15 protein-coding genes and 1 pseudogene are annotated in these 20209 nt (G+C 66.0%); 9 read left to right on the top strand and 7 right to left on the bottom strand.

All coding sequences use genetic code 11. The annotated features are described in order from the left end of the window. The first annotated feature begins 2 nt into the window (after nt 1-2). Nucleotides 3-1667: an extracellular solute-binding protein gene (locus JOF29_RS13205; RefSeq protein ID WP_209694487.1), complete on the top strand. Its 1665-nt coding sequence runs from the start codon at nt 3-5 to the stop codon at nt 1665-1667. Between the two features lie 29 nt (nt 1668-1696). On the opposite strand, the gene JOF29_RS13200 is transcribed toward JOF29_RS13205, so the two are convergent. From JOF29_RS13200 to JOF29_RS13190, 3 genes are read right to left on the bottom strand one after another with little or no spacing between them, the layout of a single operon-like run. After that, a complete protein-coding gene (locus JOF29_RS13200) occupies nt 1697-2524 on the bottom strand; it encodes an SDR family NAD(P)-dependent oxidoreductase (RefSeq protein WP_209694486.1) in 828 nt (275 codons plus the stop codon). Then, on the bottom strand, nt 2514-4730 hold the full coding sequence (locus tag JOF29_RS13195; protein ID WP_209694485.1) for a beta-galactosidase: 2217 nt from the start codon (nt 4728-4730) through the stop codon (nt 2514-2516). Before JOF29_RS13195 ends, JOF29_RS13200 begins: the two co-directional genes overlap by 11 nt. A gap of 35 nt (nt 4731-4765) precedes the next feature. Further along, entirely contained in the window at nt 4766-5644 is an 879-nt protein-coding gene (locus JOF29_RS13190) for an SMP-30/gluconolactonase/LRE family protein (protein WP_209694484.1), read from the bottom strand. A gap of 104 nt (nt 5645-5748) precedes the next feature. Here JOF29_RS13190 and JOF29_RS13185 point away from each other — a divergent pair, with 104 nt between their 5' ends. The 3 genes and pseudogenes from JOF29_RS13185 (at nt 5749) to JOF29_RS45925 (ending at nt 8798) form a co-directional block, all read left to right on the top strand. Further along, nucleotides 5749-7266, top strand: a complete 1518-nt coding sequence (locus JOF29_RS13185) for a glycoside hydrolase family 31 protein (RefSeq protein ID WP_209694483.1) — start codon at nt 5749-5751, stop codon at nt 7264-7266. A gap of 138 nt (nt 7267-7404) precedes the next feature. Further along, nucleotides 7405-8097, top strand: a pseudogene (locus JOF29_RS45930) (FAD-binding protein); the annotation flags it as partial. Nucleotides 8098-8279: 182 nt separating this feature from the next. Beyond that, the gene (locus JOF29_RS45925) at nt 8280-8798 is read left to right on the top strand and encodes a carbohydrate-binding protein (RefSeq protein ID WP_372446268.1); all 519 of its coding nucleotides are present in this window, start codon (nt 8280-8282) and stop codon (nt 8796-8798) included. 256 nt (nt 8799-9054) lie between these two features. Here the strand turns inward: JOF29_RS45925 and JOF29_RS13170 are convergent, their stop codons facing one another. Then, entirely contained in the window at nt 9055-9900 is an 846-nt protein-coding gene (locus JOF29_RS13170; protein WP_209694482.1) for an IclR family transcriptional regulator, read from the bottom strand. Between the two features lie 9 nt (nt 9901-9909). Between JOF29_RS13170 and JOF29_RS13165 the strand changes: the two genes are divergently transcribed. From JOF29_RS13165 to JOF29_RS13145, 5 genes are all read left to right on the top strand, one after another. Further along, nucleotides 9910-11298 carry a sulfatase family protein gene (locus JOF29_RS13165; protein WP_209694481.1) on the top strand — a complete coding sequence of 463 codons (1389 nt, stop codon included), beginning with the start codon at nt 9910-9912 and terminating at the stop codon, nt 11296-11298. Nucleotides 11299-11477: 179 nt separating this feature from the next. Further along, nucleotides 11478-12686: an ABC transporter substrate-binding protein gene (locus JOF29_RS13160; RefSeq protein WP_209694480.1), complete on the top strand. Its 1209-nt coding sequence runs from the start codon at nt 11478-11480 to the stop codon at nt 12684-12686. A gap of 7 nt (nt 12687-12693) precedes the next feature. Next, nucleotides 12694-13629 carry a carbohydrate ABC transporter permease gene (locus JOF29_RS45275; protein WP_307863302.1) on the top strand — a complete coding sequence of 312 codons (936 nt, stop codon included), beginning with the start codon at nt 12694-12696 and terminating at the stop codon, nt 13627-13629. Between the two features lie 108 nt (nt 13630-13737). Beyond that, nucleotides 13738-14523: a carbohydrate ABC transporter permease gene (locus JOF29_RS13150; protein WP_209694479.1), complete on the top strand. Its 786-nt coding sequence runs from the start codon at nt 13738-13740 to the stop codon at nt 14521-14523. Nucleotides 14524-15210: 687 nt separating this feature from the next. Then, nucleotides 15211-16215 (top strand): LacI family DNA-binding transcriptional regulator, encoded by a 1005-nt coding sequence (locus JOF29_RS13145; protein WP_209694478.1) that lies wholly within the window; start codon nt 15211-15213, stop codon nt 16213-16215. Here JOF29_RS13145 and JOF29_RS13140 read toward each other — a convergent pair. Genes JOF29_RS13140 through JOF29_RS13130 form a run of 3 tightly spaced genes read right to left on the bottom strand, consistent with a single transcriptional unit; the run spans nt 16204 to nt 20183 of the window. Further along, complete coding sequence (locus JOF29_RS13140; RefSeq protein WP_209694477.1) at nt 16204-17013, bottom strand: ribokinase; 810 nt, start codon at nt 17011-17013, stop codon at nt 16204-16206. The genes JOF29_RS13145 and JOF29_RS13140 overlap by 12 nt on opposite strands. Continuing rightward, entirely contained in the window at nt 17014-17976 is a 963-nt protein-coding gene (locus tag JOF29_RS13135) for a nucleoside hydrolase (protein ID WP_209694476.1), read from the bottom strand. Continuing rightward, the gene (locus tag JOF29_RS13130) at nt 17976-20183 is read right to left on the bottom strand and encodes an arylsulfatase (RefSeq protein ID WP_209694475.1); all 2208 of its coding nucleotides are present in this window, start codon (nt 20181-20183) and stop codon (nt 17976-17978) included. Before JOF29_RS13130 ends, JOF29_RS13135 begins: the two co-directional genes overlap by 1 nt. Between the last annotated feature and the right edge of the window lie 26 nt (nt 20184-20209).

Raw genomic sequence — 20209 nt, 5'->3', positions numbered from 1 at the left:
CAATGACAGACCAGACACATCCGCAGATCAGGCGCCGTGTCGTCCTCAGCGCCGCGGTACTGCTCAGCGGCACAGCGTGCAGCGGCGGCAAGACCTCCAAACTGGGTCAAGGCGCCGGACAGCCTCCCAAGGCGCTGCCACCGGTGTCCGTTCCCGACATGCACGCAAGCGCAGATCCGAACGTCCCGCCGGCATACCTGCGCTATCCCGCCGCCCCCTTCAAGTCGGTCAAGGCCAAGCCGGGCGACGGCAGCACCGTCGACACGTTCCAGGTTCTCTTCTACCCACCACCACAGGCACGGGGACAGAACCCCCTGTGGCAGCAGCTGGAAACTCGGCTGGGCGTCCGCATCAACCCCAACCTGGTGACCAGTGACCTCTACGACCAGAAGATGGCGACGCTGGCCGCATCCGGGCATCTCCCCGACCTCATGTTCCTCAACCGGAACGACTCCGCATCAGCCGGCCGGCTGATTCAGAACGGCGCGATCCTCGACCTTTCGCCGTACCTGTCGGGCGACGCAGTCAACGACTACCCCAACCTCGGCCGCCTACCCACCCAGGCCTGGACGAGCTCCATGGTCAACGGCGGCATCTACGTCGTACCCCGTCCCCTCGATCCCGTGACCGGATCGGTCGGGCTCTATCGCAAGGACTGGGCACGAGCCCTGGGAGTCGACGATCCGAAGAACGCAGATGACGTCTACGCCATGCTCACAGCTTTCGCGAAACGCCATCCAGCCGGCAACGCCACCGTGTCTTGGGCTCTCGGCGCCTGGCAGCAGCAGATGTTCAACCAGATGTTCGGTGCTCCGCACGGATGGCGCAGGAATGACGACGGCACCCTCACCAAGGACCTCGAAACCAAGGAGTTCGAGAATGCGCTCGACTTCATGCGCCGGCTGTGGTCAGGAGGCGTTTACCACCCCGACACTGCCACTCTGAACAACCAGTACCAAAAGCTCCGCACCCTGTTCGTGGGCTCGCAACAGATCGGCATGTTCCTCGAGGGCTACATCTCGCAGTTCGACACCACCGGTGCGCGAGGACTGCTTCAACAGACCAATCCGAAGGCGGATGCACGGCCGTTCGTGCCTCCCGGACACGACGGCGGCAAGGCGACCAGCTACGCCTCGTCCGGCTATTTCGGTGGCATGGGTATCCCCAACAGCCTCAAGAACGACAGCGCACGCGTCCGCATGCTGCTCCGGCTCCTCGACTACTACGCCGCCCCGTTCGGCAGCGAGGAATACCTGTTCATGAACTACGGCCAGGACGGCCGGCATTACAAACGGGACGAGCACGGAAATCCGCGGACCACCGACAAGTGGTCGGAGGTGCTCGCGCTCACCTACATGTGCCAGCCCATGGACGCCACGCTGTACTTCCCATCACAGATCCAGGATGCACTGATCGCACAGCAGGGGATCCAGACGGCGATGCCCGTGCAGCCTGATCCGACGCGGCAACTGTATTCCCGAGCTGCGCTCACCCAGGCGGGGACCCTGAACCAGCTCAACGAGGACTACCTCGCCGACATCGTCACAGGCAGGAAGCCGCTCACCGCGATCGACGAGTGGCGCGACCAATGGCGATCGCGTGGCGGGGACACAATCCGCAAGGAGTACGAATCGGCGCTCCGCTCGTTGCCGGGCGGCGGGCGCTGACAGGCCCACAGCTACGGTGGCACCAATCGTCAGTCCTGACGGTCGTTCGATCCTCGCCCGGCCGCGGCGAGGATCTCGGGGTCGAACGGCTGACTGACGCAACGTGCCGAGGCGCCGCCGTCGACGACGATCTCCTGGCCCGTGACGAATGACGCGTCGTCGGACAGCAGGAAGGCAACCACCGATGCGATCTCCTCCGGTTCGGCGATTCGCCCGCGCAGGTGCAACGCATCGTCGCGAGCTCGGGCAACCTGAGGATCGGCGGCCGCATCCCAGTCGGCCTGCGTCATCGGCGTACGGACGCCACCGGGCAGTACCGCGTTGACTCGAAGCCCGATCGGTGCGTAGTCGACGGCCAACTGCCGGGTCAGCGAGTTGATCGCGCCCTTCGTGGCGGCGTACGCGAAGGCACCGGGGAAGCCGCGGGTTGCCTGGATCGAGCTGATCGAGCAGATCGAGCCCGGCGTTCCGGAGACCATGAAGCGACGCACGGCTTCCGCACATCCCCACATGGTTCCGATCAGGTTGACGTCGAGCTGTCGCCGGAGCGGTTCTTCCGTGAGGCGATGTGCCGGTTCGTCGATCTCGATGCCGGCGTTGTTGACCCATCCCCGCAGGGCGCCGAGCCGCTCGGCGCAGTCTGCGGCGCGCTGGCTGGTCACCCGGTCCGAGATATCGCCAACGAGCGTTGCGAGACTGTCCCCGGCGGCGCAATCCGCGCTCAGCCGCCGGAGACCGGAATCGTCCACGTCGACGGCGACGACCGTCCAGCCCGCTCCCATGAGTCTTCGGGCGATGGCGTAGCCGATACCACTGCCGGCGCCGGTGACAACGCAGACGCTCCCGTCAGCCGGCATCTCGCACCACCAGGCATGCCAGCTGGTACGGCGCCACCTTGATGGTGATCTCGTCGTCGGTGTGGCTGGTCACCGAGTCACCGAGGAGATCGCCTTCCAGTCGCAACCCCGCCAGCGGAACCGACTCGGTGACGGCCTCGCTGGTCGGGTTGATCAGGAACCACGCCTGCCGGTCTGCCACCACTCGCCGTCGGCGAAGAAGCCGGCCGACCCGATCAGGCTCGACTCCTGCAGCGGCCAGCATCTTGCCGAAGAAGTCGTCGGTGGGCTGGTGGACGTGCGCGGTCGAGGACAGGCCTGTCACCGTCCCGAGCAGGATCGCAGTGCCGTCGCCGTATCTGTTCCGCACGCCAACGACCTCCTGGTCGGCCATCAGGATCGGTGTGGATGTGGTCGGCTGCAGGGTTTGCACGTAGACGTTGGCCCGTACGGAGTTTCCTGCCAGGTCGGCGCCCGCTTCGCAGACGAGGGCCGCGCGGATTTCCCCGGCACCGCGTGGCGGCGGCGTCCACCGGCGGTCGTCCGGTTCATCGACAAGGCTGAACCCGGTCTGGGTGGCGCCGAAGAGCTTCTCGGCGCCGTCGAACATCTGGGAGGGCGTCGCGAAGCCACGATTGTCGTGTCTGCCGGGCGATGCCTCGCTGATGAGTGTCCCACCGGCGGCAACGTACTTGGTCAGCACCTCGGCCTCACGTGTACCGATCGCTGGCGAGAAGGGCAGGATGACCACCGTGTACCGGCTGAGGTCGGATGCCTCGCTCAGTGTGATCTCCACGAAGTCGACCGGAACCCCGAGCTTCCAGAGCCGAGCGTAGTGACCCCGGAGGTTGTGCTGCAGGATCTCCAGTGCGTTCGTCCGGCTGCCGGACATGAACTGGTAGGTATCCTCGCTCACCACGACGGCCACCTGTGCGGGCGGCGGTTCGGATTCGACGAAGAGCCCCGGATCGCGGTTGATGGCACGGGCGATGCGGCCGGCTTCCTCGATCCGCTCGCTGGAACCCTCGGTGCGGTCCATCAGGCCGAATCCGTTGCCCTCGTGCCAGAAGTGCTCGGCGCGGTGGTTCCAGAAACTGATGCCATGCATGCCGACCGCCAGCCCCGCGAGCAACCACCGTCGGATGTCATCGGCCGATGGTGTGCGTCCTAGGTGCAGGAACGTGCTGATCGGGCCGCCCTGGAACTCGGCACCCCAGAATGCACGCCCACGCCCGGTCGCGGATCGGACGAGATCGTTGCGGAAGAACATCGCGTGCCACAACTCGTACAGGCGCGTGAGATCCATCGACTCGCGCTGTGGCCAGGCGTCGTCCCACGAATCGAACGGGTCCCACGCCGGGTAGTTGCTGCTGCCGAAGAAGTCGCCTGCCGCCGCCCACCGCCATTCCTGTCCAGACGCAACGGTCGGGTGCCCGACATGGGCGAACACTGGCCGCGAACGCGGGTCGGAGGCCTTGAGCACGTCCGTCTTCCACTCGAGGACGCCGGCCAAATAGACGTTCTCCATGTAGTAACGCCAATCCAGCATCGCCGGCGACGCCCGGTACCGACGGGGTGGATCGACGTGGTTCCAGTCCGTGTACGCCGTGAACCAGGCCTCGTTCAGGGCTGCCAGGCTTTCATAGCGCTGCTGCAGCCAGCCTCGGTACGCCGCGATCGTGTGCGGGCAGTAGCAGTAACCGACGAACTCAGGATTCTTCGGCAGGTTGTTCCAGAAACCGACCTCCTGGAAGGTGTTCCAGGTCCACAGGTTGTCGAACTCACCGAGCCTCGCCGCCACGGCACCCATGAACGCCTCCCCCGCAGCCCGAACACCCGGGTGATTCCAGCACGGACCCGGCTTGGCATCGGCCGGCATGCAGTACTGCGTCGGATCGACGAACGGGACGTTGTTCGCATCCACCATGTACGCGTCGGGGTATTTCGCCCACATCCAGGCCGGTGCCTGTTCCATTGTGAGACCCAGGTAGACACCCAGCCCTTCCCGCTGCGCTGCTTCCATCAGCGTCACGATCCGCGCGAACTCGTACCGGCCTTCGGCAGGCTCGTCGATCGCCCACGACTCCTGGATCTTGATCATGTTGAACCCGAGGCGACTCAGCAGCGGCAAGTCGCTCTGCAAGGTTTCGAAGTCCTTGTGCGGCTCACGGTAGACGTGGGTTCCGAACGGGAAGACACCGTTCGGTGCGATCGGCTTGACGCTCATAGCAGCCCTTCGTCGTCGAGATTGATGGATGCGGATCAGAACCGAACCAGATCGACCGGAAGCCCCTGCGCTCCGGTAGCGACTCGGAACAGTGAACCCGCGGCGGCGACGCCGCCTTCGAGCCCAAACGCCGCAGTGGTGATGTACAGATCGGTCAGCCCTGGGCCGCCGAAAGCGCAGCTCGAAACCTGCCGCACCGGCAGGTCGACCGTTCTGAGCAACTCCCCGCTCGGACTGTAGCGCCGGACGGCGTGACCGCCCCAGAAGGCCACCCATACGCAGCCTTCGCTGTCGACTGCAAGTCCGTCTGGCAGCCCTTCGTCCCGCTCGGCCCTGTGGAACACCTGGGCTTCTCCCAGATCTCCAGTACGGCGGTCATAGGAATGAACGTAGACCGACCTCGCATAGCTGTCAGCCAGATAGAGCCGCCTTCCGTCCGGGCTCCAGCCGATCCCGTTCGGTAGGAACATGCCTGTGCGTATTTGCCTGTTGCCGGGCTGCGCACCAGATCTCGCCGCCACCGACTCCACCCGTCCGAGGCCGCCGGTGCTCTCCGAGCCGAACCCGACCAGGAGCCGGCCATCCTGGTCGCACCCGGAGTCGTTCACAACACAGTCGGCTCGCCCGGCCTCAAGCGGCATGAGCAGCTCGCCGACGCTCGGTGTGTCGTCGTGCGCCCAACTCAGCGCGCGGACACCACAACGATCTGTGATCACGTATCCGCCGTCGGCACGGAGGGCGATTGACGATGCGGGTTCGCTCAGCCGGTGCGTACCGACATGGCCGGTTCGCGGGTCGAGCGAATGCAGCAGCGGCCGTTCGGCATCGACCCAGACAAGCCGGCTATGGCGGTGATCCCACCGGGGGGACTCACCGACGACGTCTTTCGTCGCCGCCACGCATTCGACCTGCATCAGACTCCGTTCGGTCCGCCGAGCGTTACTAGTGGCAGGAAACACGATTTCCTAAAGGGATGTCAAGGCTTGGAAGCGGAACTCGGAGATGGCAGGATCGACGCATGGAGCTCAGATCAGAACCTGGTGAGATGTGGTGGAGCGGTGCCGTCGCCGACGGCGACGACATGCCGTACGGCGGCTTCGTTTTCGATCGCGACCTGCAGACGTCGATCGGGCACACCCAAGCCAATCCGGTGCTGCTGTCCAGCCACGGCCGCTACATCTGGGGCGAGTCGGGTTTCAGGATCCGCTTCGAGGACTTCGCGGTTCACGCCGACGCATCGGCGGGTGGTCCGGTGGTGGTGGGGTCGGGCGGGTCATCCCTGCGCGACGCGTTCCGGGCCGCGAGCACCGCGTACTTCCCCGCCACCGGGACCAGCCCGGACCCGCGCATGTTCACCACCCCGCAGTACAACACCTGGATCGAACTCGTCTACGACCAGACCCAGCAACGCATCCTCGACTACGCCCACGCCATCATCGACAACGGCTACCCACCCGGCGTACTCATGATCGACGACAACTGGCAAGAAGACTACGGCGTCTGGAACTTCCACCCCGCCCGCTTCCCCGACCCCCACACCCTCATCAACCAACTCCACGACCTCGGCTTCACCATCATGCTCTGGACCTGCCCCTTCATCTCACCCGACAGCCCCACCTTCCGCACCCTCGAACACCACCAGCTCCTCCTCCGCGACCACACCGGCACCACCGCCATCCGCCGCTGGTGGAACGGCTACAGCGCCCTCCTCGACCTCACCAACCCCCACACCACCACCTGGCTCCACCACCAACTCACCAACCTCCAAACCCGCTACCGCATCGACGGGTTCAAATTCGACGCCGGCGACCCCCGCTTCTACCGCGACACCGACCAGCCCCACACCCCCACCACCCCCAACCAACACACCCAAACCTGGGCCGACATCGGCCTCAACTACCCCCTCAACGAATACCGCGCCTGCTGGAAACACGCCGGCCAACCACTCGCCCAACGACTCAAGGACACCGTGCCCACGTGGGGTCGTGGCGGACTCGGCTCACTGATCCCGCACGGTATCGCGCAGGGACTGGCGGGCTATCCCTTCAACTGTCCCGACATGATCGGCGGCGGCCTCGCGGAAGACTTCGAGGATGCCGCTTTCACCTTCGACGAAGAGCTGTTCGTCAGGTGGGCACAGGCCGCTGCCCTGTTCCCGATGATGCAGTTCTCCCTCGCACCATGGCGCGTCCTCCGGCCGGAGTACGCAACGATCTGCCGGTCTGCTGTGCAAGCCAGGCACGAACTGGCCGAACACATCACCCGACTCGTCGAGCACGCTGCGACGACCGGTGAACCGATCCTGCGCAGCATGGAGTACGTCTTCCCGCACCAGGGCTACGCCCGCATCACCGACCAGTTCATGCTCGGCGACGACATCCTCGTCGCACCAGTCCTGACAAAAACGGCGAACCAGCGGACTGTGGTATTCCCCGAAGGAACGTGGACCGGCGACGACGGAACCACCGTGAAGGGGCCGCAGGCAACACTGATCGACGCACCGCTGGAACGCCTTCCGGTCTATCGGCGCGGCTGAAGACCTCGTCGCGAGGACAGCTCCCGCCAACTCTCCTCGATGATCATGGAATCTGAGCTGAACCGTGGCTCGAACCGAGTCGCCCGCAACGTTGAGCCCGACTCCGCCGATGCTCCTGGCGGAGCTTAGAACCCGGGCATACGCGGAGGCGCACGGACGATCGTTCGACTGGCGGTCGCCCACGATGCGTGGCGTTGCCTTCTGGCCCCACAGGCGGTAGCGACTCCGACTACCACGGACCAGGTCTCCGCCGTGCTGGCCATCACCCACCATCAGGAAGTCCCGGTCACGTTCCGCTCCGGCGGCACAAGCCTCAGCGGCCAGGCGAGCACCACCGGCCGGCTCGTGGTCCGCCAGATCGCGGACCTCACCACCGGCAAGAAGAAGACCGGCGGGCAGGAAGCACCGCACGACCGGCGGGTGCTGTTTTCTGAACTGAGCATGAGGCCGCCTGACGCCAAGCGGGAGCTGGCGGCGTCGGTTTGCAGTCCGTCGACGTTGCGCAGCGACGCGTTCGATCTGTTGCGATGGTTCCACTTTCTGCAGCGTCAGTTCACGCCGTGGGAGCGCCCGTTCAGGTCTTGGCAGCGGCAGGCCGGGTGGAGATCGACGGCGGAGCACCAGCCCTGTGGCCGGGCCAGAACCGTGTGGACGGCTGTGAGGCGAGGACTCGACCGAACCGTACTGCAGCTGATCAATCTGCGCGACTACCATTCCGACCGATGGCGCGATGACATGCGACCTACCCCGGACCCACGCCCCAGCACCGCCGAGACTGTCAAGCGCTACGTCCCTGCGAGCGCACCGGCGACCTCCGTACTGCGCGTTGCATCTCCTGACCACGCTATCTGGCTGGACGCCGCCGCCGCGCCGCCCGCACGCGAGGCCTTCATCCGGATCGAAGCCGGGGACAACTCGTTCTTCTCCCAGGTCAGCACTGAGCCCCACGCAGGATCTCGGCGGCGGCCGCGACGTCTGCTGCGCCGACTACCTCGCTTTCACCGACGTCGACTTTGGCGCCGGCACAACGGAGGCACAGGGTACGCGTCGCCACAGCCAGGACTGCCCGCACCATCGAACTACGGACAGACCCCTTCGACGGCCCCATGGTCGGGCGCATCGACCTACCTAACACCGGCAGCCGGCAATCGTGGACGACCTTGCATACCCAGGTCGAGGTTGCCGGAAGGCACCGCCTCTTCATCCTGTTTGCGCGGCAACGTCAGCCGCGTCATCAACCCGAGCTGGTTGACCTTCACCCCGTGACAAGGAGGTCCGCGTCTGTGCGCTTCGAAAAGCATTCGTGGATGATCCGGCGTCCTTCGCGGAGGACCTGTCCGCTCACCGTGCCGCCGACCGAGAGCAGGTGCAGCCCAGCCGGTTCCTGTGCGGTCAGGGCCAGGACAGCTAATGCCCGAACGGTCTCGCGATCACCAAGGCCGGCGCGACGCTCTCGATCGACGACGTCCTACTGCGGTTACTGGTCAGCAATGACGTACGGCAGGAACAGGAAGGGGCCTCCGGCAACATGAAGTTCGACGAGAGACATTCGTGGCTTAGCTATTCCACCGTCACCCTCGAGCCTCGCGACATCATCAGCCCTCGGCACCCCCGGGCGCTGTGCCTATCAGACGATGCCCACGCAGTATCTCGTCTCCGGCGAAACCGTGGTCATCGACGTCACCGGAATCGGCCGCCGGAGTCACGAGCGTCGCGGCACAATCCGGTCCGCGCTCAACCGGGCCGTAGCGCCGAACCGCGGTGTGGTGACACCGGCCTGGGAGTTGATCAGGTGCGGTAGCCGAGCAGCCTCGAGCATTCCTCGGCGGCGTGGCAGAGCAGGGGAACCAGCTCGCGGATCCTGTCTCGGGGAAATCGACCGGCAGGCCCGTTGATCGACAGCGCGGCCACTACCTCTCCGGTTGTGTCGCGCAGGGGCGCGGCGATACCGCGAACGTCGTCAGAGTTCTCGTTCACGCTGGTGGCATATCCATTACGTCGTACGACAGTGAGATGCCGACGCAGCTCGTCCGGGTCGGTGATGGTTCGACGGGCGGTTCGGTCGAAGCTGAGTTGGCGGATCAGGGTCTCCGCCTGGGCAGGCGGCGCGAATGCGAGGAGCACCTTGCCGATCGCGGTGGCGTTCAAATTGCTGTTACGACTGGTCTCGGGTGGTCGCAGGATCACTGCGTGTCCCGCCGTGACGGCGCCGTCGACGTAGGCGATGTGTACATGGCTCCGGCCATCGATGACGCCGATCGTGGCCTGTTCTCGCGCCCTTTCGGCAAGGATCCGCAGTCGTGGTTCCAGCGCGTCGCTGATCCGTTGATGGTCAGGGTCGCGGCCCCCGGCCAGTACCTGGGCCGCGGGTCCGATGCGATATCCCCGAGATTGTGGGTCTCGCTCGATCAGGTCGTGCCGTTGGAGAGTGGCCAGCAGCCGCAGCGCCGTCGACGGGAGCAGTTCGGCGGTGCTCGCAAGCTCCGACAGACTGCTGCCAGGGCTGCGGTACACCGCCCAAAGGAGGCCGAGGGCCCGATCCACCGATTGAACTCGTGATTGCACCATGCGCAAAGTCCTTGTTTGTTGTGCAAACTCATTCTTAGAGTTCTTTATGTGACGAGTCAATCCCAACGACCGAACGTGATCTGGTTCCTGGTTGATCAGATGCGGGGTCAGGCCACGGGTTTCAGCGGCGATTCAAACGTCCACACGCCGAATCTCGATCGGCTCGCTGCCGAGGGACACGCGTTCAGTCGGGCGGTTGCGGGCGCGCCCCTGTGTTGTCCGGCCCGCGGATCGATGATGACCGGGCGGTACCCGCTGTACTCCGGCGTCGCCGGGCACGATCATCCGATGCCGGCGTCGACCGCGACGATCGCCGGCGAGCTGACCGGCGCCGGCTACCGCACCGGATACTTCGGCAAGTGGCATCTCGACGGAACCCGTCCCGAGCTGGATGAACAGAGCGGGGGCTATCCGAGTCCGCGACTGCGGATGATCCCGCCCGAGCGCCGCGGCGGATTCGAGGACTGGTGGGCGTACGAGAACAACAACCGTCCGTTCGACTGCCTCCTGCACACCGATGCCGGCAAGGTTCCCGAGGGCGTTCCGGTACTCACCGCCACCGCCGGAATGGAGCAGTTCCGCGCCCCCGGCTACGAGACCGACGCGCTGACGGACCTGGCCATCGACTGGATCCGCCGCCGGTCGAGCGAGGCCGACCCGTTCTTCGCGGTGCTGTCCGTGCAGCCTCCCCATGACCCGTACGTCGCACCCGCCGAGGACATGGCCCGGCACAACGCCGGCGAGGTACGGCTACGCCCCAACGTTCCCGGCATTGCCGCTGTGGAAGAGCGTGCGCGGCGAGAGCTTTCCGGCTACTACGCGGCGATCGAGCGTGTAGACCTCAATGTCGGCCGGCTGCGGGACGAGCTTGATCGTCTCGGCATCCGCGACAACACCTATATCGTCTTCCTCAGTGACCACGGCGACATGCACGGCTCGCACGGCCAGTGGCGGAAGACGGCGCCCTGGGAGGAATCAATCCGGGTTCCGTTGATCATCGGCGGTCCAAGCCGGGAGCACCAGTTGGCGCACCGCCTTCACAGCCTGTTCAACCAAGTAGACCTTGCTCCGACGACGCTCGGGCTGTGCGGACTGCCGACGCCTGATTGGATGCAGGGCAGGGACCTCAGTGGCCTCGTGACCGCTGAGGACGAGCCCGCCGACGAACCAGACAGCGCCTATATCGGCATTCCCGTCCCGACCGGCCACACCTCGAGCGTCGATCGCTCCTGGCGCGGTGTCGTCACCGAGGACGGCTGGAAATACGTGAGTCTGGAACAGCAGCCGTGGCTTCTGTTCAACCTGAACGACGACCCCTACGAGCTCGTCAATCACGGTCACGACCCGGGCTATCGGCGTCGCCGAGATGAACTGCACAGCCTGCTCCGTGACACCGAGCAGCGGCTGGCGCAGTTCTCTCGCCGGACCCCGCTGTCACCGATCCCGGCGGAGACGCCGGGCTGAAAGGACCGCGCCATGAAGGCATCGACTCTCCCACGGAGAGACTCCTGCACGGCTGCGCGCTGCTTGCCGGCGCGGCGCTCACACTGTGTGGTTGCTCCACCCCTGGCAGCTCGTCCCAGCCTCAATCATCGGCGACTTCCGCCGTCCCCGCTATCACCGGGCCCGTCACGGTGGACCAGGTGAAGTCGGAAGGAAACGTCACGCTCGACGTCTGGGCAGATCAGGGCGAGGTCGACCTGATGAAGAGCCTCGTGCCCGTTTACGAGAAGAAGTTCCCCAACGTCACGGTGAAGGTTCAGTTCAAGAGCTTCAACGACTTGACAGCCACCGTCCTGAACGCGATGAGCTCCTCGAGCCCGCCAGATGTCGCCCAAGGAAATCAGGGATGGCAGATCGATGGCTCGTTGGTGAAGAACAAGCTGATCCGGCCGCTGAACGACGTCGCAAGCGCGTATGGATACACCCAGGCCGTCGGAGCAGCGATCAGCCAGGTCAAGTGGTCGCCGGACGGCAAGGTGTTCGGCACCGGTGACATCTACGGGATGGCGCCGGACAACCAGATGGTCGGCATCTTCTACAACCGCGAGAAGCTCGCTCAGCTTCACTTGACGGTGCCCAAGACCTTCGCTGAGTTCCAGCATGCTCTGGCCGCGGCGAAGACGGCCGGTCAGACTCCGATCGTCCTGGGCAACTCTGACAAGGGCTCGGCCATGCAGGCCTTCTCGATTGTGCAGGGCGCCATGACCCCCGCGGCCGACACCGTCGCATGGATCACCGGCGAGAAGGGCAAGACATTCGACCTGCCCAGCAACAAGGCCGCCCTCGAGCTCTGGTCACAATGGGCGAACAACGGCTACCTCTCGGCCGGCTACAACGGCATGAGTCCCGACGACGCGGCGAAGAAGTTCGCCAACGGTGAGGGTCTCTTCTACATCGGCGGCAACTGGGCTGCCAGCGCCATCTCCGACGGGAAGACGTTCGGCTTCATTGCAGCACCGTCCGGCGCCGGCAACACGGCGACCTCCTGTGGCTCGTTCGGGCTGGACTGGCATGTGAGCAGTCGGACGAAGCATCCGTACGCCGCAATCGCCTTCGTCGGCCTGATCAATTCTCCCGGTAGCAGCAAGTACCTGGCCGCTGCGCGCCGGGTTCCCATCACTGCCGAGGGCGTCCAGGTGTCCGACCCCCTGTTCTCCGATCTGATGGCTGCCTCCAAGGAACAGCTCAGCCACAACGGCGCGCTGTACTACTTCGGCTGGGCCACCCCCACCATGCCCAGCACCTTCACCACCGATCTGCAGAAGGTCATGGGTGGCCAGCAGACCCCCGTCGAGATGATCAAGGACGTGCAGGGCAACTGGTCTCAATTCCAGGACTCGAGGAAGTGAGCTGATCGTGCATCGGCCACGGCGCAACGTTCTGGGCTCGCCCCACGGCGGCACCGGACAGACCTCTGCGATGCACTCAAGGACCCGTCGTACCCGGTATCACTGGCCGGCGTATCTCTATCTCGTTCCTGCGCTGGCCTTCTACGTCGTGTTTCTCATCCGCCCGATGGTCACCTCGGCCTGGATCTCACTCTTCAGTTGGGACGGAATCTCGCTCGCTGACTGGGTGGGGCTCAAGAACTATCGATCGGTGCTGGCCGACCCGCTCATCTGGGAAGCCGTCCGGCATTCACTCACCTTCATCGTGTTCTACGCACTGCTACCGATTACTCTCGCCCTCACGGTCGTCGGGATCGTCGCGCGGATTCGAGTTCGCGGACTGACCTTCTTCCGGGCGGTGCTGTTCATGCCGTACATCCTGTCCACCGTGGTGGTGGCGATTTCCTGGCGCTGGATCTATGACGAGAACGGCCCACTGAACGGAATCCTGCACACGATCGGTCTCGGATCACTGACACGGGCCTGGCTAGGCAGCTTCTCGACCGCGTTGACAGCCGTCGGATTGATCGGAACCTGGATCACCTTTGGTCTGGCCTTCGTGCTCTTCATCAGCGGTATCCAGAAGATCCCCACCGAACTCTACGAGGCAGCACGAGTGGATGGTGCGGGGCCTGTCCGGGAGTTCTTCGCGGTGACGCTGCCGGCCCCTGCGCGGGGAGGTCCGCGTCGCGCTGGTGCTGACCGTGATTGTCGCGCTGCGCAACTTCGATATCGTCTGGAACACCACAGCGGGCGGTCCGGGCACATCGACCACGGTGCCGTCGTACTACGTGTACGAGGGCGCATTCGTGACCCATCAGGTCGGAAGAGCCTCGGCGATCGCGGTGCTGATGACGATCTTCATCCTCTGCGTCGTCGCACTGGTGATGCGGCTGATGCGTGAACGCCCCGCCTCGGCGGACCGCCGCGGCATCCGGGCACCGCGTCGCAGGAAAGGATCAGCCTCGTGAGGCAGTCTCGGACAGAGCAACTCGCCGGTCACGCAGTCCTGGTGATCGGGTCCATCATCGCGCTGTACCCCTTCGCTTCGGTGCTTCTGTTGTCGCTCGCTCCTCAGTCGGAGCGCATCACAGGCTTCCAGATTCCCACGACGCTGACTTTCGCCAACTTCGCATCGGCATGGACGCAAGGTGGATTCGGACAGGCTTTGTTCTCATCGGCGATCGTCGCCGTCGGGGTGGTTCTCGGCTCCCTCGTGTGCTCGATCCTCGGCGGCTACGCTTTCGCCACGATGCGCTTCTGGGGACGCACCGTCCTGGCCGGGTTCCTCCTGATCGGACTGGTTCTCCCCTACGAAGGCTTGATCGTTCCGCTCTACTATCAGCTCGACAGCATGCACATGCTCAACACCTACTGGGCGTTGATCCTTCCCCATATCGCGACGTCGTCGTCACTGGGGATCTTCTGGATGCGGTCGGCGTACGAAAACATCCCGGCCTCGATGCTTGACGCGGCACTGATCGATGGTGCGAGTCGGCATGTCGCACTGCGGCGGGTGTATCTGCCCATGTCCATGCCGGCCGTCGGAACGCTCGCGACTCTGCTGTTCCTCTATTCATGGAATGAATTCCTGATGCCGCTGGTCTTCGTCCCGCAGAACACCCAGGTCCAGACCGCGCCCCTCGCGTTGTCGTTCTTTGCCGGCGCAACCCGGAACTTCAGCGCCTCCGTGACCGCCGCCGCCGCGGTGATCGTCGCACTGCCGGTTCTGATCCTGTATGTCTTCCTGCAACGACGCTTCATTGCCGGAGTCGCATCAGGGGCGGTCAAGGAATAACGACCAGCATCACGCAATTGTCAGTGCGCTCTGTGACCTGGAACTGTGACGAGGTCGGCCGGTGTCGGGGAAGTCGAGACGAGTGTAGACCGGGGCGCCTGCAGGACGCGGCCCGCGTATTCGACGAGACGTCCCTTGAACGCGATGGGTGTGGCGTGGAAGAGGCAGCCTCCGGCGTAGGGCCCGGTAGAGTGCCAGCTGGGCGACCGGATCGAGTCGCTGCCCACTCAGACGCCGCACCACGCTCAGGACGAGCCGCGCCCGCAACCGGTGCCCGCCCTCCAGGATCGCCAAGCGCATGATCAGCCCTCCGCGTCCAGCGCCCGCAGCGCCGCATCCACGCGACGACAAGCAGCACCCAGTGCGGCCGCGAGCCCCACCGCAGGCTCCGTTCGAGCCGGCCCCTCGAACACGACGCAGCTCAGCCGGCAACGCCGCCCCGCGCTGCACAGCCCCACCACCACGAGTCCGTCTCAAACTCACCGTTCCCACCTGTCAACAGAACCAAGTTTCCCATCGCCAGAGCCACTCGAGCCACACATCGAGCTCGCTTGCAACACCACTACCTGTCCGAAGGCTCTCGCTGACCCACACACGGTGACGACTCTGGTTAGAGGATCAGAGGCGTGTCTGGTATCGATTTCAGACTTGGCGTAGGGTGGCTGGCAGGACCGAGTGGAGGGGACTATGGCGACCATCAGTGATGTGGCTCGGGCGGCCGGGGTGTCTCCGAGCACGGTGTCGCGGGTGCTCAACCAGCCGGAGGCGGTTGTCGTCGCGAAGCGCGATCGGGTCTTCGCGGCGATCGCGGAGCTGGACTACCGGCCGAGCTCGGCGGCCCGGAACCTGCGGCGGGGGTCCTTCGACACGCTGGCGTTGCTGGTCGGCGACATCTCACAGCCGTTCCACGGCGCGTTGGCGAAGTCCGTGCAACGAGCCGCCGACGAGCACGGGTACAGCCTGCTGCTCTGCGACCTGGACCACAGTCGCGACCGGCTGATCGGATTGCTGCACTCGCTGCCGAAGCGTGGCGTTGACGGCGTCATCATCGCTACTGCCGACAACTTGAACGTCCAGCCGGTGCGTGGTGCGCTCAGCGAGTTACTGGATCAGGGTGTCGCTGTCGTGTGCGGATCGCAGAACATCCGGTCGCTGGGCGTGCCCGCCCTCGTCACGGACCGCGTGGCGGTCGCACGCGACGCTACCGCCCACCTGCTCACGCAAGGCTTGTGGCCGATCGTCTTCCTTGGCGGTGGGCCGGGATCGGCGCTGACCCGCGATGCCCGCAAGGGGTACGAGCAGGCCTGTCGCACCGCTGGACGGTCGGACGACGAGCTGTGCGTCATCAACGGTGACTACCGGGCCGAGGCTGCGGAGCAGAGCGTCGGCACGCTGCTCGACAACGGTGTCCGGCCGGCCGGTATCGTCGCGGACAACACCCCGATGGCTCTGGGTGCGGCGCGGGCCTTGACCGAACGCGGACTGACGATCCCGGCCGACGTCGCGATCGTGTCCTGCGAGGACGTCCCGCTCGGCGCTTATCTGCAACCCCCTCTGAGCTCGGTGCGGACCGACCTGGAGGACTACGGCCGCCGCATCGTCGACGTCTTAATCTCGGCCATCGCCGGTCAGGACGTCCCGGCGAGGACGCTGGTCCCCCACCACCTTGTCGTCCGCGGATCATCCAGTTAGGGCCCAGCCCTGAGGGCCGAGGTGGCAACAAGCCGCCGCGCCTGCGGTCACGGCAGCATGCAGCGCCTGACCCGGCTCGGCTACCGCCGCGAGCCGAGCAGCCAATGTCCCGGCGAAAGCATCCCCGGCTCCGGTAGTGTCGACCGCCTGCACCTCCGGCGCCGGTACGTGGATCCCGAGCCAGCGGGCGCCGCGTGATCCGAGAGTTACGCACACCGTGCCCGGCACCGGGCCGAGCGCGGCCGCCTCGTGCTCGTTGACGATGACGACATCGGCCAGTTCCGCCAGTTCGCTCGCCGACAACGACCACGGCGACGCGTTCAGTACGGTTCGGACGCCAGCGGCCGCGGCCAGATCGATCGCACGTCGGACCACGTCGACCGGCAGTTCGAGCTGCAGCAGCAGGACGTCGGCCGATATCACCGCCCTCGCGTCGACGTCAGCGGCCGTGACGTGGCCGTTCGCACCGGGGCAGACGACGATGTTGTTCTCACCTTGTTCGTCGACCATCACGATCGCGCGCCCGGTCGCCTCGTCGGGAGTCACCAGCACCGCCGCGCAGTCCACTCCGCGCTCGGCCAGGCCCGCGAGGTAGCTGTTGCCATCGGCACCGACCCGGCCGACGAGCTGGGTCCGCGCACCCGCCCGGGCGGCGGCGAGGGCCTGGTTCGCGCCCTTCCCGCCCGGGAATGTCCGGGTCCACTCACCGGTGACTGTCTCGCCGGGCCGGGGATGTCGTCGTACCCGGGTCACCAGATCGAGGTTGAGCGACCCGACCACACAGACCGTGCCGTCCACTCACGCCTCGCCACGGCAGGCGACGTCGAGGAACAGCCGCCGGTAGCGCTCAGCGTCGACCTCGAGCGCTACGTCGACCCTTGTCGCCTGCGCGCGCCCGGCCAGGTCTGACTCGCCGGGACGGCTCCGTCGATCGACGATCGTCTGTCCTCGCGTGTCCTCGCCCTCGAGACTCACCCGGACGGGCAACGACGACGTGTTCAGGCCGGCCGGGTCCGCGACCGCGCAGACCGCACCGGCGTCTCCGATCGTCGCCGTACCAGGCGGAATCCGCTGCTCGGAGTGCACCTTGGCGACCTGCCCGGCGAGCAGCCGACCGACCAGACAGGTCCCCAGGTCTTCGCTGACCGCGAGCTTGGCCGCCTCCTCCCCGCTGATACCCACCTGGTAGAAGACGTCCAGCCCGTACATCGTCACCGGCAGGCCGGCACCGAAGACGATCGCCGCGGCCTCCGGATCGTGCCAGACGTTGAACTCGGCAACGGGTGTCGCGTTGCCGACCGATGCCGCACCACCCATCACCACGAGCCGCTCGAGCTTCGCCGCAGCCTCGGGGTACATCCGCAGCAGGAGGGCAACGTTGGTGAGTGGAGCCAAGGCGATCATGGTGACCGGCGTCGTGCTGTCGAGGAGTTGCAGTCGCATCAACTCCACCGCGTGGATCTCCACCGGTCGCCGGGGCGAAGGCGGCACTCCCAGATCGCCGAGCCCGTCCTCGCCGTGCACATGACTTGCGTCCCGGCTCGCCGCGAGCAGCGGGCGTTCCGCGCCGCGGGCGACCGGGATCCGTGTGCCGCCGGCCGCGTCCAACACCGTCAAGGTGTTGCGCACGACCTGGTCGACCGCGGTGTTGCCCGCAACGCAGGTCACCGCTCGCACGTCCAGCTCGGGATGGCGTACGGCGAGTGTCAGCGCGAGGGCGTCGTCGATGCCGGTGTCGACATCGAGCAGTACCGGCCGCATCACTCGGTCGCCTGAATCGCGTCGGCGACAGCCCCGGCGGAGTGCTCCTCGAGGAAGTCGATCGCCACCTCCGCCAGTACGTCGGCCGGCATCGGAAACGGACCCGTATACGCCCTCGACACCTGCGACACCGGATCACGCCCGACGTCGAGTCCCCAAAACGACAGCAATGTGGTTGCCATCGGCAACTCCGCGACGTCCACCGGGTCGCCGGCGACGGTCAGGTGCAGCCGCGCCGACCTGTCGTCGCGGCGGTCGAGATCGAAACCGACCTCGATCTCACCCGGCGGCAAGGGTGCAGACGTGGCCCGCCCTCGCCAGTCGAGGAAGTGATACTCGAACGACAGCACGCCGTCCTGCACGTAGAGAACGTAACCGCCGTACGAGCCGCCACTGGCCAGCACCACGCCGTCGGCCGCCCGGGTCAGCCGGGCCCGAACGCGCATCGACCGATCCAGGCCACAGAGGGTGCTGGTCGTCGGCAGGTGGCTCTGGCCCGCGTGCAGCCGCAGCGAGCGACGTGCCGCGATCCCCAGCGGCGGCCGGAACTTCAGCAGGTCCTTCAATCGTCGATCGTCCAGCGGGAGGACGTCGTTCGCCTTCGCCTCCCGCCACCACAGTTCCTGGAGATCCGCGAGTACGCCGGGTTCCCGGGCAGCGAGATCCCGGCACTCGCTGAAGTCGCTCGTCGTGTCGTACAGCCGCCACTTGTCCGAGCCGAACGGCGCCCCCGGCTCGTGGCATGTGACCGCCTTCCACCCGCGGTGCCAGATCGCCCGGTGCCCGAGCATCTCCCAGTACTGCGTATCGCGGCCGGCACCCACATCGTCGAAGGTCCCCACGATCGAGGCACCGTCGAACTCCAGATCGGCTGCGGTTCCCGCCAGCTCCAGCAGCGTCGGCGCGAGATCGACGACGTGCACGAATTGCCGGCGCACCTCACCGCGACCGGTCACACCTCGCGGCCAATGCACGACCAGCCCCGACCGTACGCCGCCCAGGTCGACGTACTGCTTGTAAAGCTGGAACGGTGTGTTTCCGGCATTCGCCCAGCCCTCCGGGTAGAACGATGGTCCGTCGGGGCCGGCGAGCCGGTCCAACTCGCTCAGCTCGGTCGCCACGGTACGCGTCACCCCGTTGTAGGCCGCCGCGACGTTGACGGCACCCTGCGCTCCGCCTTCCCGGCTCGCTCCGTTGTCGGCACAGACCACGATGACCGTGTCGTCGAGCAGCCCAAGCCGCTCCAACGCCGCAACGAACAGTCCCAGTTGGGCATCGGTGTGTTCCAGGAACCCCGCGAACGCCGCCTGCAGGTGTGTGAAGAGCTCGCGCCGGTCGTCGTCGAGCTCGTTCCACGCCGGGACGCCCGGTGCGCGTTCCGACAGCTCTGACCCTGGCGGTACGAGACCGAGCTCGACCTGCCGGTCGAACCGATCCGCACGCGTCTGGTCCCAGCCCTTCGCGAACGTCTCGACATACTTGTCGACGTACTCCCGAGGTGCCTGGAACGGAGCATGGGTCGCGCCGAACGCCAACTGAAGGTAGAACGGCTGCTCGGTCCGGAATGCAACGTGGTCGGTGACGAAGCGGATCGCCTGGTTCACCAGGTCCGCGCTGAGGTGGTACCCCTCGTCGGGCGGCGGTTCGATCGGCGCGTTGTCCTGGAAGAGCTCCGGCGCATACTGATCCGTGCAGCCACCGAGGAAACCGTAGAACCGGTCGAACCCCTTGCCCAGCGGCCAATTGTGGAACGGCCCCGCCGGGGTGATCTCGTGCAGCGGAGCGAGGTGCCACTTCCCGGCGAGATAGGTCCCGTACCCCTGCTCGCGCAGCAGTCGCGGCAGTGTCGGTACGTCGGCGTCGATGCGCCCGCGCGCGTTCGGGAATCCGGTGTCGGTGTCGGCGAGGAAGCGCATGCCGACACGGTGGTGATTTCGGCCGGTGAGCAGGCTGGCCCGGGTCGGTGAACACAGCGGCGTCACGTGGAAGTTCGTGTACCGCAGCCCGTCGGCCGCGAGCCGGTCGATCGTCGGCGTGGCGATCTCCGAGCCGTAGCAGCCGAAGTCGGACCACCCGGTGTCGTCCAGAACTACGGTGACGACGTTCGGCCGGCGGTTACCGGAGGCATCGTTGTCCGGCCACCATGGCTCAGAGTCGGCCACGGTGGTGCCGATCCGGCCCTGGAAGTCTGTGTTTGGGCGTGACATAGCGAACCTCGCCTTTCCGGAGGTTG

It is taken from the genome of Kribbella aluminosa (assembly GCF_017876295.1).
GTDB classification, from domain to species: domain Bacteria; phylum Actinomycetota; class Actinomycetes; order Propionibacteriales; family Kribbellaceae; genus Kribbella; species Kribbella aluminosa.
Note: the sequence above shows the minus strand (reverse complement) of the source record. Positions and strands in the feature narration are given on the sequence as shown.

Excerpts from the sequence above, each read along its gene's own strand:
- JOF29_RS13205 (WP_209694487.1), top strand. The coding sequence starts at position 3 with ATGACAGACCAGACACATCCGCAGATCAGGCGCCGTGTCGTCCTCAGC.
- JOF29_RS13190 (WP_209694484.1), bottom strand. The coding sequence starts at position 5,644 with ATGCAGGTCGAATGCGTGGCGGCGACGAAAGACGTCGTCGGTGAGTCC.
- JOF29_RS13200 (WP_209694486.1), bottom strand. The coding sequence starts at position 2,524 with ATGCCGGCTGACGGGAGCGTCTGCGTTGTCACCGGCGCCGGCAGTGGT.
- JOF29_RS13130 (WP_209694475.1), bottom strand. The coding sequence starts at position 20,183 with ATGTCACGCCCAAACACAGACTTCCAGGGCCGGATCGGCACCACCGTG.
- JOF29_RS13185 (WP_209694483.1), top strand. The coding sequence starts at position 5,749 with ATGGAGCTCAGATCAGAACCTGGTGAGATGTGGTGGAGCGGTGCCGTC.
- JOF29_RS13145 (WP_209694478.1), top strand. The coding sequence starts at position 15,211 with ATGGCGACCATCAGTGATGTGGCTCGGGCGGCCGGGGTGTCTCCGAGC.
- JOF29_RS13135 (WP_209694476.1), bottom strand. The coding sequence starts at position 17,976 with ATGCGGCCGGTACTGCTCGATGTCGACACCGGCATCGACGACGCCCTC.
- JOF29_RS13195 (WP_209694485.1), bottom strand. The coding sequence starts at position 4,730 with ATGAGCGTCAAGCCGATCGCACCGAACGGTGTCTTCCCGTTCGGAACC.